Consider the following 13,251-nt stretch of genomic DNA (forward strand, 5'->3'; position numbering starts at 1 on the left):
AAGATAGCTAATTTTTAATTGAGAATAAAATAAACACACTCATTTATTATAAAAATCATCTAAAAAGGTAGGATATTAATTAAAGCTTGTGTTGTATCGCTTAACCATTATGATCACCTATTCAAACCTCCCTACTGACTCAATGACTGTCATAAAAGCGAAAAGATTTAAGGACTTAACATGTTTAAATTTTTTGAAAATTTAGTGCCTGCATTAAATGATCAAGAACCAACTCAACCGCCGAATACCTTGTTTGCATTTTGTTTACATTATACAAAAGGCTATAAAACAGCTTTGTGCTTTATGACTTTATTAATTGCAACATTAGCGGTGTTAGAAGTTTCTCTATTTGGCTTCATGGGACAACTAGTCGATTGGCTAGTAACCAAAAATCCAGAAACATTGTTACAAGATGAAGGTGCAAAGCTGTTATTGATGTCATTAACCGTATTAGTAGTGATCCCAGTGCTAATACTGTTACATTCATTGGTTATTCATCAGGTGTTACTCGGTAACTATCCAATGTCAATTCGTTGGTTTGCACATCGCTATCTATTGAAACAAAGCGTTTCATTTTATCAAGATGACTTTGCAGGACGTATCGCCACCAAAGTAATGCAAACCGCATTAGCAGTGCGTGAAACAGTGATGAAATTATTAAACGTAATGGTTTATATCGTCGTGTATTTAATTTCAATGATTGTTATGGTGGCTCAAGCAGACTATCGACTTGCCCTACCCATGCTAGTTTGGTTAGTGGTTTATATTGGTATCCAATACTACTTTGTACCAAGATTAAAAAGTGTCGCGACAGAGCAAGCAGACGCACGCTCAACCATGACAGGGCGCATTGTTGATAGCTATACAAATATATCAACAGTTAAGTTATTTGCGCATACTGATTCAGAATCAGAGTATGCTAAACAAGGAATGAAAGGCTTTTTAAATACGGTATACCGCCAAATGCGCTTAGCAACAGGCATCAATATGTGTGTACAGATTTCTAACTATCTATTAGCCTTTTCAATCACTGCTATTTCAATCTATTTATGGATGCAAAGTGCCATTTCAGTAGGCTCTATAGCCATTGCAATCAGCCTATCTTTACGTTTAAACGGCATGTCACAATGGATCATGTATGAGTTAAGTGCATTGTTTGAAAATATCGGCACAGTGACAGACGGTATGAATACCTTAGCTAAGCCCAATATTATTCAAGATAAAGAAGATGCTAAGCCACTTAAAGTAACTGAAGGTAATTTATACTTTAAACAGATGAGTTTTCATTACGGTGAAAATAAAGGTGTGATCGAAGGGTTTGATCTAAATATTAAAGCTGGAGAAAAAATTGGCTTAGTAGGCCGTTCAGGGGCAGGTAAATCAACTTTAGTTAATCTATTACTGCGCTTTTACGACGTAGAAAAAGGTCAAATCATCATTGATGGGCAAGACATCAAAGATGTACAGCAGGAAAGTTTACGCTTACAAATAGGCATGGTGACGCAAGATACTTCATTATTACACCGTTCAATTCGTGAAAATATTTTATATGGTCGCCCCGATGCAACTGAAGAAGATATGTTGAATGCAACGAAACAAGCGCAAGCTCATGAGTTCATCTCAACGTTAACGGATAATGAGGGTAATGTCGGTTACGATGCACAGGTGGGTGAACGTGGCGTGAAACTTTCTGGTGGGCAACGACAACGAATCGCCATTTCTCGTGTGTTATTAAAAGATGCTCCTATCTTGATATTAGATGAAGCAACATCAGCCCTAGACTCTGAAGTTGAAGCTGCGATTCAGGAAAGCTTAAACGAATTGATGCAGGGTAAAACAGTGATTGCGATTGCACACCGTTTATCAACTATTGCAGCGATGGATCGATTAATTGTGTTAGATAAAGGCAACATTATTGAGCAAGGTAGCCATCAAGAGTTGCTTGCGCAAAACGGTGTTTATGCACAACTTTGGGCACATCAAACTGGTGGTTTTTTAGGGTGTGATTAGTAGTCTACACTTCGACTTTTAGACACAAAAAAAGCCATCATAATTGATGGCTTTTTAATGCGTGAATAGCAACTATTTAAACAGCTAAGAGGTTATTTCCAGCCCTGCTTCCACAGGTCTATATTCTTTAAATCTCGCCAATCAATTTCTATTTGGCGGTTAGAGATAATCGCTTCAATAACACACAAAATGACAACCCCTTCTTCATCAAAGGTCACTTTGGTAATTAAAAAGTGCTTCTCTTTATTAATAGACTTAACCGCCGTCCATTTACTATTTAATAGTTTTTTCGGGTTTATCTGATTGATAACCATCACTCCTATACAAGAAATTAACGGTTTGCAGCAATCTCTCTTAACGCGGCTTTTTCTGCTTCAGATAAGAAAGCGATTTCTAAACCATTAATTTGTGCTTGTTTAATTTGCTCAACTGATAGCCCCGCTTGCGGTGCTGCCACTTCGTATTCAAAAGGCAGTTCAATACCTTCAACTGCAGGATCATCTGTATTTAAACAAGCTAGTACACCGTGGTTTAAGAATGTTTTAATAGGATGCTTGCTGATATCAGCAATGGTACTAGTTTGAATATTAGAGGTAATGCATGACTCGATACCAATTTTATTCTCTGCCAAGTAATCCATTAGTTTAATGTCTTCAATAGCCTTCACACCATGACCAATACGTTCCGCGCCTAGTGTTTGGATCGCTTGCCAGATACTTTCTGCACCGGCAGCTTCACCTGCATGTACAGTCACTCGTAAATCAGCATCACGTACTTGCTTAAAGTGTTTAACGAAGATATTACCAGGCTGACCGAGTTCATCACCGGCTAAATCAACAGCAACTAGTTTGTCTTTTTGGCTCAATAAACCGTCTAACTCAATTTGACAAGCTTCAGCACCAAAAGTACGGCTCATAATACCTATTAAGTTAGTTTTAACGTTAAAATCACGACTACCTGCTGCGACACCAGCTACAACAGCTTCAACAACACCTTGTACAGGTAAGTTGTGCTTCATCGCCATGTAATAAGGTGAAAAACGTAATTCGGTGTAATCGATTAATGCATTTTTAGCATCTTGCACGTTTTCATAAGCAACACGGTAGCATGCGTCTAAGTCACCTAATACTGCAACACCCCAATCTAACTTTGATAAGAAAGAAACAAGATCAGGCTGTGTTTCAACTACCTGAACAAACGGACGTAAAGCTTCAATCTCCGTTGCAGGTAATGGTAAATTAAATTTTTGGCCTAGTTCTAATATAGTTTCAATACGAATATTGCCATCTAAATGGCGGTGAATATCAGTGAGAGGGATATTTTTATTAATCATTATTTATTCCTTTTATGAAACAGTTTTAGAACCCAAACCACCTTAAAATGCAATTTCCGAGGTTACAAATTAAGGTAATTTAAGTCAGCACAGTATAAGTAATGCGGTTATTTTTTGTCATAAACAAAATGCTTAATAAACTAATTTTAAATAGAAAATTAAGTGAGTTAACATAATATGTTGTTAACTATGCATTATAGAGTTACTTAGTGAGTTAATCTGTAAGTTAATTAATAACTCGCTTTACTTTTTCTGTTTACTACAAATTTTAAGGGGCGCTATCTTACACTAAGGGGTAGTAACTTTAACCAAAAACTAAGGTTAAATTTAACGCCACTTACTTTAAATTCCTCGGTACTTTATTTATTTTAACTTTATCGTATCGTCTCATATACCTGTGGTTCAGCATTTGGTTTAGTATCAGAGCATTGAATCGCACTTAATATATTTGCCTGAACCTCGATAAACTGCTGCTCAGTTTGCGCATGTATCATGGCAATTGGCGTCTGAGTATCAACTTTATCGCCAATGCTTATTAGTTCACTCAAGCCTACTGCAAAATCAATATTATCTGTTGCAACCCGACGCCCTCCTCCCATGTTTACCACTGACATACCAACTTCTCGTGCATCAATAGCAGTCACATAACCAGATTGGTTAGCAAATATAGGACGAATAATCGCAGATTTAACCAAGTGATTATCGTAGTTTTCTACAAAATCAGCTGGGCCACCCAGGCCAGCCACCATTTTGCCAAACACTTCCGCTGCTTTTCCGTTATCTAATACTGCTTGCAACTTGCCTTTAGCCTGCTCCGTATCAGAAGCTAAATTAGCAGACACTAGCATTTCAGCACATAAGGACATAGTGACTTCATGTAACCTTGGGTTGACGTATTCACCAGTTAAAAAACGGACCGCTTCTCGCACTTCAACGGCATTGCCAGCGCTGCTAGCTAGTACTTGATCCATATTAGTAATTAAAGCGGAGGTTTTACATCCCGCACCATTGGCTACGTCAACAATACTTCTTGCTAGCTGTTGAGACTGCTCATAGGTTGGCATGAAAGCACCGCTGCCGGCTTTTACATCCATCACTAGAGCATCTAAACCTGCCGCTAATTTTTTAGATAAAATCGATGCAGTAATTAATGGAATAGATTCAACGGTAGCGGTAATGTCACGCGTTGCATAGAAGCGTTTGTCAGCGGGTGCTAGATTGGCGCTTTGCCCAATAATGGCAACACCCGCGGTTTTAACCACCTCTCTGAAGTGTTGATTGGTTACTGTAGTTTGATAGCCAGGAATGGCATCAAGCTTATCTAAGGTACCACCTGTATGGCCTAAACCTCGACCAGAGATCATTGGCACATAACCACCACATGCAGCGACCATAGGGCCTAGCATTAATGAAATAACATCACCAACACCACCGGTAGAATGTTTATCAACGATTGGACCATTTAGATTTAATGATGACCAATCAAGTACATCACCTGAATCTCGCATGGCAGAGGCTATCGCTACACGCTCATCCATATTCATATCTTGAAAATAGATAGCCATAGCAAAAGCAGCAATTTGCCCTTCACTAATACTATTATCGGTAATACCTTGAATAAAATAGTTAATCTGTTCGTTACTTAAGGTTTTACCATCACGTTTATGACGAATAATTTCTTGCGGTACTAGGATCATAGGTGCACTCCAATAATTAGGTGAGATCATCACTAAATGATTTGTAAATAGATCATATTTACAAATAACTTAGGAAGTAATTGGGGAAAAGTAAGACTGCTTGCAGCACAGCCACTATGCTGCAAGCATTAACATCATTAACTTAAATAATTTAAGTACAGGTATTATTTATTATTAGAACTTGTAAGTAACTGCGAAGAAATGAGTTAAACCAGTTGTTTTACCTGCGAAACCACCATCTCTTAAAGCGTAAGCATCTTTAAATGCTTTTAGACCGTAACCTACAGAGTAACGATCTGAGTGCCAATAGATACCGTTGAACATTGCACCGCCGTTATCATTGTACAATGCAGAAAAATCATCATCGTAGCCAAACTGGTAATCGATGTAACCTTGGTAAGAGACAAATGAACCATTGTCAAAGAAGTAGAAAGGTTTGAACCAGTTAGTAGAAATTTGGTAACCATTCCATTCTTTTTCATTTAGGTCATAAAGTCCGTAAAGGTTTAAACCAACTTTACCTAACCATGGCACCATTACATCAGAGCCAATACCCCAGAAAGAGTTATTTACTGAATCGCTACCGCCACTCCAGTTAAATAGTGTTGCAAAGTACACTTCTTCAACAGGACCAAAAGATAGATCTTTACCTGTTAATCCATCAAGAGAGATACGCGGTGCAAACTTAATAAATATTTTATCTTCGCCATCTTTGTCAGAAGACTCACTGCTTGCTAGGTTAAATACGTCAGCGTAACCGTAGTAATCTAAAATCCCTGCACGTCCTCCGAACTCAAGCTCAAGATAATCATGATCTGATTCACCAGGAAGCTCGTTTACAGCGTACATTAAGTTACCTTGCATCCATTTGTAATCATTTTTATGCGTATCGCCGTCAGTATAGTCGGCTGCGAATGCAGAAGATGAAGCAAGCAAGGCTAGAGGGAGTAGTGTTTTTTTCATAGTTAAATTCCTTTTAAAAAGTAAAAAATGCTTAGTGATGAATTTTTGCCGTCAGCGGCTAAAAGCTCAATAATAAAATTTTGTTACCACCACTTGCACACTAGTGAGTGATAACAAAATGCCTGTCATCTCAGTGACTCAATAACTTCATGCCAGGTCTTTTTGATTCCCACTTATTCTGCAACTACAGAATCAAGTGCGATTAGTACCATCTCATCAAAGCTATTTTGACGCAGATCAGAAGATAGTTGTTCGCCAGTGCGGATATGATCCGATACTGTCAAAATACATAGTGCTTTTGCGCCATATTCAGCTGCAACGCCGTATAATCCAGCCGCTTCCATCTCTACACCTAGAATGTTGTATTTTTCTAATGTATCGAATACTTCAGGCTCCGGCGTGTAGAATGTATCAGCAGAAAAAATGTTACCTACTTGCGCTTTAATGTTACGAGCACGTGCAGCGTTTACCGCTTTTTCTAATAACTCGTAACTAGCAATAGCTGCAAAGTCGTGGTTCGCAAAACGAATACGGTTTGCTTTTGAATCTGTAGAAGCACCCATACCAATGATCACGTCACGTACTTTGATATCTGGGCTAACAGCACCACAGCTACCAACACGGATAATGTTTTTTACACCGTAATCTTTAATTAGCTCTGTTGCATAAATAGAACAAGATGGGATTCCCATACCACTACCCATTACAGATAGTTTTTTTCCTTTGTAAGTACCCGTAAAACCTAACATGTTGCGTACGTCAGTTACTTGCACAGCATCTTCTAAAAAGTTGTCAGCAATATACTTAGCGCGAAGTGGATCGCCAGGCATTAATACTGTTTCTGCAAATGCATTGTCTACTGCATTAATATGAGGTGTTGCCATCTTATTTCTCCAACATTATTTAAAAATACTTTTACCGTATTCAAGATCCGGTAATTGATGATATTCAGCAATTGTTTGGCCGATATCTGCAAAGGTGTCACGTAAACCAACTGGGCCAGCTGGTACGTTTTTTCCGTAGAAAAGTACAGGAATGTGTTCACGTGTGTGGTCTGAACCAGGCCAAGTTGGGTCACAACCATGGTCAGCGGACAGCACAACAAGATCTTCGTCGTCTAATACTTCAAGTAACTCTGGTATACGAGTATCAAAATACTCTAGTGCTGCAGCGTAACCCGCTACATCACGACGGTGACCAAAGTCAGCATCGAAGTTTACAAAGTTAGTAAAGATAATGGTCTCTTTAGTTGCTTCTTTTAGTGATTTTAACGTCGCATCAAATAACGCTTCTAAGCCAGTTGCTTTAATCGCTTGCGTAATACCTTGTGCCGCGTAAATATCAGAAATTTTACCAATACTCACCACTTCACCGCCGGCACTTTCCATACGATCTAGTAGTGTCTTACTTGGCGGTAATACTGAATAGTCATGACGATTACCGGTACGAGCAAAGTTACCCGGTTTGTCACCTAAGAATGGGCGCGCAATAACACGACCAATATTGTAAGGTTCAAGTAACTCACGAACGGTTTTACATAGGTCGTACAATGCTTCTACACCGTAAGTTTCTTCGTGGCAGGCTATTTGGAATACACTATCACTTGATGTGTAGAAAATAGGCTTGCCCGTTTTAATATGTTCTTCACCTAACTCATCTAAAATCACAGTACCGGAAGAGTGACAGTTACCTAAATAACCAGAAATACCAGTACGTTCAACGATTAAGTCTAATAGTTCCTGTGGAAAGCTATTTTGCTTATCTTTAAAGTAACCCCATTCATATAAAACAGGTGCACCAGCAATTTCCCAGTGACCACTTGGCGTATCTTTACCTGTCGAGATTTCTTGGGCATAACCATAAGCAGAAATAGGTTCGATAGACTCATCTAAGCCCATTGGGAATTCACCTGAACTTTCTTTACAGGCGTGTGCTAAACCTAATTTAGTTAGGTTTGGTAAATGTAGAGGCCCTTTTCGACCGATATCAGCTTCTCCAGCTGCACACAGCTTAGCAATACTACCGAAAGTATTTGCACCTACATCATTGAACGTAGTGCCATCAGCTAAACTACCTACAAATTGGTCTGCATCATGGCTTGCGCCTATGCCTAACGAATCTAATAATAAAATAATGGTACGTTTCATTAGTAACCTCCCGTCTCTACAGGTGTATCTGATAAATTAAGTTCAGTTAGCAAGTTGCCTAGTAAGCTAGATGCACCAAAACGGAAATGATCAACATCTACCCAATCAGCGCCCATAATGTCACGAGCTAATTGCATGTAATCGTTTGCTGTTTGTGCATCTTTAACGCCACCAGCAGCTTTAAAGCCAACGTCTTTTCCTGACTTTTTGATCGATTCGATCATCACTTTAGTCGCTTCTAACGTTGCATTAACGGGTACTTTACCCGTTGATGTTTTAATAAAATCAGCGCCTGCTTCAATACAAATCAAGCTTGCTTGTTCGATCAGTTCAGCTGTTTTTAATTCGCCTGTTTCAATAATCACTTTTAGTGCGACCGCTTCGCCGCATACTTCACGGCAAGCCTTCACCATCTCTTCACCAACAGAAGCATTACCTGCAATCAGCGCTTTATATGGGAATACTAGGTCAACTTCATCTGCGCCGTACGCTACAGCGGCCTTAGTTTCTGCAACAGCGATAGCAACGTCATCGTTACCATGAGGGAAGTTAGTTACTGTTGCTATTTTGACATCAGTAGTGCCTTGAGCTTGTAATGTTTTACGTGCGATGGGAATGAAACGGGGATAGATACAAACAGCAGCCGTATTTCCTGCAGCGCTATGCGCTTGCTTACATAAGTCGATGACCTTTTGATCTGTGTCGTCATCGTTTAATGTCGTTAAATCCATCAAATGAATTGCTTGTCGCGATGCTAATTGTAAATCACTCATTTAAAAATCCTTTGATTTCATTGTATTTAGGGTTTATCGATTATGTTGATTAATAAATTATTAACACAATTGATAAAACTAAAATAAAACAAATGAGGGTTCTAAACGAACCCTCATTAATACTCAATATTTATGCGATGCTTAGTGCAAAGAATATACCTACTAACGTCGCACTCATTAAGTTAGATAACGTACCAGCCATTACCGCTTTAAGTCCTAGACGCGCAATATCAGCACGGCGAGATGGTGCTAATACACCTAAACCACCGAGTAAGATTGCCATTGAAGATAAGTTAGCAAAACCACATAAAGCAACAGTAATAATTACTTGAGAATGCTCACTCATTGCTTCTTTAACACCGATGAAGTTAATGTAAGCAACAAATTCATTCACTACTAGTTTTTGACCAAGTAAGCTACCTGCAGCAACCGCTTCAGACCATGGAATACCAATTAAGAAAGCAATTGGCGCAAATAAATAACCTAAGATTTGCTCAAGTGTTAATGCTTCAAAACCAACAAAACCACCAACAGAACCTAAGATATTGTTAATGAGTGCAATTAATGCGATGAATGCGATTAACATTGCACCTACATTTAGCGCTAATTTAAGACCTGATGAAGCACCAGATGCAGCAGCATCAATTACGTTAACAGGTTTATCTTCTTCTTCAGCAGCAGCTAAGTCTTTAGCAGATAATTCTTGTGCTACTTCCGTTTCAGGCTCTAAGATTTTAGCCATTAATAGACCACCCGGTGCAGCCATGAAAGAAGCTGCAATTAGGTACTCAAGACTTACTCCCAAAGATGCGTAACCTACTAATACCGAACCTGCTACCGATGCTAAACCACCACACATAACAGCAAATAATTCAGAACGAGTCATATGTTTAATGTACGGTTTAACCACTAATGGTGCTTCTGTTTGACCAACAAACACGTTAGCAGCCGCAGACATAGACTCGGTACGACTTGTACCAAGTAGTTTTTGTAATGCACCACCAAAAATTTTGATAATGAACTGCATGATACCTAGGTGATATAACACAGCCATGAACGAAGCAAAGAAAATAATGATAGGGAGTACTTTAAATGCAAAGACAAAACCGCCACCGCCAAACACTTCAAACATTTTACCTGACACTAATCCGCCAAATAAAAAGCTAACACCAGCATTGGCACTATCAATTACGCTTTGTACACCACTAGTAATACCTTGTAGGAATGTAACGCCCCACGGTGTAAAGATAACAAGAGCAGGGATAATAGCTTGAATCGCAAACGCCCCACCCACTGTTCTGTAATTGATTGCTTTTTTATTTTTTGAGAAAATAAAGGCAATTAAAAGAAGGCTGATAATACCTACTAAGCCCATAACGATTTGCATATTTGTACTCCGTTCATTTATGTCAGTTAGACTGAAGAATAACTCAACAGTCATCTCCGTCTGATATCCTGGCCAACCCAGGCATGTATAATCCGAAAAACTCGAATATGTTGTGGTTTGTTATCATCCATAACAAACCAAATTTGCGCACCGCGATTATAATTTCTCCATAATCATGGTTTCTAATATGTTCTGATCCACTGCGAAGTTACGAATACCTTCTGCTAATTTTTCTACAGCCATTGGGTCTTGATTGTGAGCCCATAAGAAGTCTGACTCTGTTAACGCTGTTGGTGCAGCTTTAACTTTTTTATCTGCGACTAATTTGGTTTCAATCGTACCTTCTGAATCACTTAGCTCTTGTAATAACTGTGGGCTAATCGTTAAACGGTCGCAGCCTGCTAATTCTAAAATTTCACCTATATTTCTAAAGCTTGCTCCCATTACAACTGTGTTGTAACCGTGCTCTTTGTAATAGTTATAAATCTTTGTAACCGATAGCACACCAGGATCTTCAGCAGCAGAAAAATCAGTTCCCTGCTTAGCTTTATACCAATCCATAATACGACCAACAAAAGGTGAAATAAGGAATACATTCGCTTCTGCACAGGCTTGTGCTTGAGCGAACGAAAAAAGCAGCGTGAGGTTACAGTTAATTCCCTCTTTTTCAAGTATTTTAGCTGCTTGAATACCGTTCCAGGTTGCCGCTAGCTTAATTAAAATACGATCGTTGCTGATTCCGGCATCGTTATACATTTTTACTAGCTGACGAGCCTTTGCTAGACTTGCTTCTGTGTTGTATGAAAGACGAGCATCTACTTCAGTAGAAATGCGACCAGGGATAGTCGTTAAGATCTCTTTACCAATATTTACCGCTAGCATATCGCAAGCAATTTGTACTTGTTGTTGCTTATCGGCGCTTTGTTTTTTCGCATACTCAATGGCATCGGCAACTAGTGGTGCATAAGCTTCAATAGAAGCTGCTTTTAAAATAAGTGATGGGTTAGTTGTTGCGTCTTCAGGTTGATATTGTTTTATCGCTTCTATATCGCCAGTATCTGCAACCACGGTCGTTACTTTACGTAACTGCTCTAATTTACTTTGCATATTCAATCCTTCACTTTCATACATTATTGGTAAGCAGAGATCTCATTACAACGAGTCTCTTATTTATACAGGTGTTTTTACGATAAAAAGGATGGTATCAATATGGACAAAGTCAGTGACCAATATAAATCCTAATACTTTCACAATATTTGATAGTATTCATGGTGGCGGTATAGATATATTTTAAAAATAAATCTGACAAACAACTTCCATGTTACTTCTTACAAATTTCTTCTATCTCGTTTCCTATGAACAAATTCTAGGCATTCGAACAAATCACAAATGTGATCCAGATCACTATAGTTGATATTTGGCCCCTCACATAGCCTGGCACTAACAAAATATGTGGTTTATGCTAATGTGGCCCTCAAGGAGAAAAACGTATGTTTGATATAAGAAAAGATTTTAATTGTTGTAAAACAGTGAGTTGTAGGAACTTTGGTGTAGCTAACAGCGAAGATTATGTTTATCAGAGCAAACGTTTAGGTTATCTCTCTATTGAGTGTAAAGCGTGCGGAAGTAATCCTCCTTGGATAAATAACCAATTAATTGAAAATATCTTAAAAGAAAAGCTTGATTTTCATTTTGGGAGGAAAATCACACATTGTCGTCATTGCTATAGTCACTTTTTCTTTAATAAAAAGAATAGCTCACAATTACATGGTTTTACTATTGCTGGTACACAACGTTTAAAATGCAAAAGTTGCCAACATGTATACAGCGAAACTAAACATAAAAATATTGAGGCCATTACCCAGGTACTACAAACTATTATTGATAAATTAGATATTAACAGTGCCATTAGAAGAACAGGATTGTCAGCTCGCCTTTATTATTTTTATTTAGAAAAGTTATCATTGTTATTGACTAATTTTAGTCGTTTAAAGGAGCAAGAAGCGGTAAACCGAGAAGCTTTATCATTACAAACGCAAGGTAAAGTTGTCCATTTACATCATAAGCGTGGTTTTTATACGCTATTAAGTGCCGAAGCAGTTAGCGGTTATATTCTTTTGCAGACCACTAATCTCACTAAAGTAAATCTACTCAAACAAGATATTTACAATAGTACTGAGAATACGGTCATTAAAGAATCCTATTCCAATAACATTGAAAACGAAATTAAAAGCCATTACCAACAAACATTACATCGTAAGCATTTTGAGAAACTCTTAATTGGTGAATTAAAAGCAATCAATCACTGTAATTTGATTTATCCAAATAAGCTGGTCTATGTACATTTTTCATTATTACGTGGTTTCATTAAAAATGTGCAGCACTATAGCCATTATATTGAGTTAGAAAGTAGTATTCGTGCTGCCGCGTTAATGTCTGCATATCCTGAAATTAAAACAGGTAAAGCCGATATCTACTATTATTTGCCCTTTATGAATAACCAAGATGTTATTAAGAATAGAAAAGTTGGTTGGTGGAGCGATCGTTGGTTTAGCTTTGAAAAAGGTGCTTATTCATTATTAACTGATAATAAGCCGCTTCAATATCCTTTTACGATGGAAGATACAGAGCACCTTAATCGTTATTATAAATACCTAGATACACATTTAAATAAAAGCTTAAATAGTTTTAATACTATTACTAATCTATCTGAAATACACAGGGTGTTATTTAATTTTTGTCAAAGCCAAAATGGGCAAACTCCAGCGATGCAATTCGCAGTTGCTGATCATATTTATACTGAAATGAACTTGCTAAATGAAGCCATGACTTATAAAGAATATACGGGTGAATAATCAAAGGAATAGAATGAAAAACCTCAGTCTAAACAACCGTATAACTTTAAATATAAAAGTGCTTTGGTGATCAAAGTGAGGTGAAA

Annotated in this window: 11 protein-coding genes; 2 read left to right on the plus strand and 9 right to left on the minus strand. The window is 38.0% G+C overall.

Going from position 1 to position 13,251, the window contains the following annotated elements; all coding sequences use genetic code 11:
• Positions 1 to 180 precede the first annotated feature (180 nt).
• Entirely contained in the window at positions 181 to 2,010 is a 1,830-nt protein-coding gene (locus V5290_RS12315; protein ID WP_333386105.1) for an ABC transporter ATP-binding protein, read from the plus strand.
• Between the two features lie 92 nt (positions 2,011 to 2,102).
• Here the strand turns inward: V5290_RS12315 and V5290_RS12320 are convergent, their stop codons facing one another.
• The 9 genes from V5290_RS12320 to tal all read right to left on the minus strand — a co-directional run bounded on the left by V5290_RS12320 (position 2,103) and on the right by tal (position 11,417).
• Positions 2,103 to 2,318 (minus strand): TIGR02450 family Trp-rich protein, encoded by a 216-nt coding sequence (locus V5290_RS12320; RefSeq protein WP_333386205.1) that lies wholly within the window; start codon positions 2,316 to 2,318, stop codon positions 2,103 to 2,105.
• 23 nt (positions 2,319 to 2,341) lie between these two features.
• Positions 2,342 to 3,343, minus strand: a complete 1,002-nt coding sequence (add, locus tag V5290_RS12325) for an adenosine deaminase (RefSeq protein WP_333386108.1) — start codon at positions 3,341 to 3,343, stop codon at positions 2,342 to 2,344.
• A 374-nt stretch (positions 3,344 to 3,717) separates the two neighbouring features.
• Positions 3,718 to 5,037 (minus strand): thymidine phosphorylase, encoded by a 1,320-nt coding sequence (gene deoA, locus V5290_RS12330; RefSeq protein ID WP_333386208.1) that lies wholly within the window; start codon positions 5,035 to 5,037, stop codon positions 3,718 to 3,720.
• Between the two features lie 177 nt (positions 5,038 to 5,214).
• The gene (locus V5290_RS12335; RefSeq protein WP_333386111.1) at positions 5,215 to 6,003 is read right to left on the minus strand and encodes an outer membrane protein OmpK; all 789 of its coding nucleotides are present in this window, start codon (positions 6,001 to 6,003) and stop codon (positions 5,215 to 5,217) included.
• Between the two features lie 173 nt (positions 6,004 to 6,176).
• Entirely contained in the window at positions 6,177 to 6,887 is a 711-nt protein-coding gene (gene deoD, locus V5290_RS12340; RefSeq protein ID WP_333386113.1) for a purine-nucleoside phosphorylase, read from the minus strand.
• A 15-nt stretch (positions 6,888 to 6,902) separates the two neighbouring features.
• A complete protein-coding gene (locus tag V5290_RS12345; RefSeq protein WP_333386116.1) occupies positions 6,903 to 8,150 on the minus strand; it encodes a phosphopentomutase in 1,248 nt (415 codons plus the stop codon).
• Positions 8,150 to 8,923: a deoxyribose-phosphate aldolase gene (deoC, locus tag V5290_RS12350; protein WP_333386119.1), complete on the minus strand. Its 774-nt coding sequence runs from the start codon at positions 8,921 to 8,923 to the stop codon at positions 8,150 to 8,152. Before deoC ends, V5290_RS12345 begins: the two co-directional genes overlap by 1 nt.
• A 130-nt stretch (positions 8,924 to 9,053) precedes the next feature.
• Complete coding sequence (locus tag V5290_RS12355; protein ID WP_333386122.1) at positions 9,054 to 10,310, minus strand: NupC/NupG family nucleoside CNT transporter; 1,257 nt, start codon at positions 10,308 to 10,310, stop codon at positions 9,054 to 9,056.
• Between the two features lie 156 nt (positions 10,311 to 10,466).
• The gene (tal, locus tag V5290_RS12360) at positions 10,467 to 11,417 is read right to left on the minus strand and encodes a transaldolase (protein ID WP_333386125.1); all 951 of its coding nucleotides are present in this window, start codon (positions 11,415 to 11,417) and stop codon (positions 10,467 to 10,469) included.
• Between the two features lie 383 nt (positions 11,418 to 11,800).
• Between tal and V5290_RS12365 the strand changes: the two genes are divergently transcribed.
• Entirely contained in the window at positions 11,801 to 13,165 is a 1,365-nt protein-coding gene (locus V5290_RS12365) for a hypothetical protein (RefSeq protein ID WP_333386128.1), read from the plus strand.
• The last annotated feature ends 86 nt before the right edge of the window (positions 13,166 to 13,251 follow it).

The organism is Psychromonas arctica (genome assembly GCF_036697365.1).
Taxonomy (GTDB): domain Bacteria; phylum Pseudomonadota; class Gammaproteobacteria; order Enterobacterales; family Psychromonadaceae; genus Psychromonas; species Psychromonas arctica_A.

Coding starts and splice junctions, on each gene's coding strand:
- deoD (WP_333386113.1), bottom strand. CDS start 6,887: ATGGCAACACCTCATATTAATGCAGTAGACAATGCATTTGCAGAAACA.
- V5290_RS12335 (WP_333386111.1), bottom strand. CDS start 6,003: ATGAAAAAAACACTACTCCCTCTAGCCTTGCTTGCTTCATCTTCTGCA.
- V5290_RS12315 (WP_333386105.1), top strand. CDS start 181: ATGTTTAAATTTTTTGAAAATTTAGTGCCTGCATTAAATGATCAAGAA.
- V5290_RS12355 (WP_333386122.1), bottom strand. CDS start 10,310: ATGCAAATCGTTATGGGCTTAGTAGGTATTATCAGCCTTCTTTTAATT.
- deoC (WP_333386119.1), bottom strand. CDS start 8,923: ATGAGTGATTTACAATTAGCATCGCGACAAGCAATTCATTTGATGGAT.
- tal (WP_333386125.1), bottom strand. CDS start 11,417: ATGCAAAGTAAATTAGAGCAGTTACGTAAAGTAACGACCGTGGTTGCA.
- add (WP_333386108.1), bottom strand. CDS start 3,343: ATGATTAATAAAAATATCCCTCTCACTGATATTCACCGCCATTTAGAT.
- V5290_RS12365 (WP_333386128.1), top strand. CDS start 11,801: ATGTTTGATATAAGAAAAGATTTTAATTGTTGTAAAACAGTGAGTTGT.
- V5290_RS12345 (WP_333386116.1), bottom strand. CDS start 8,150: ATGAAACGTACCATTATTTTATTATTAGATTCGTTAGGCATAGGCGCA.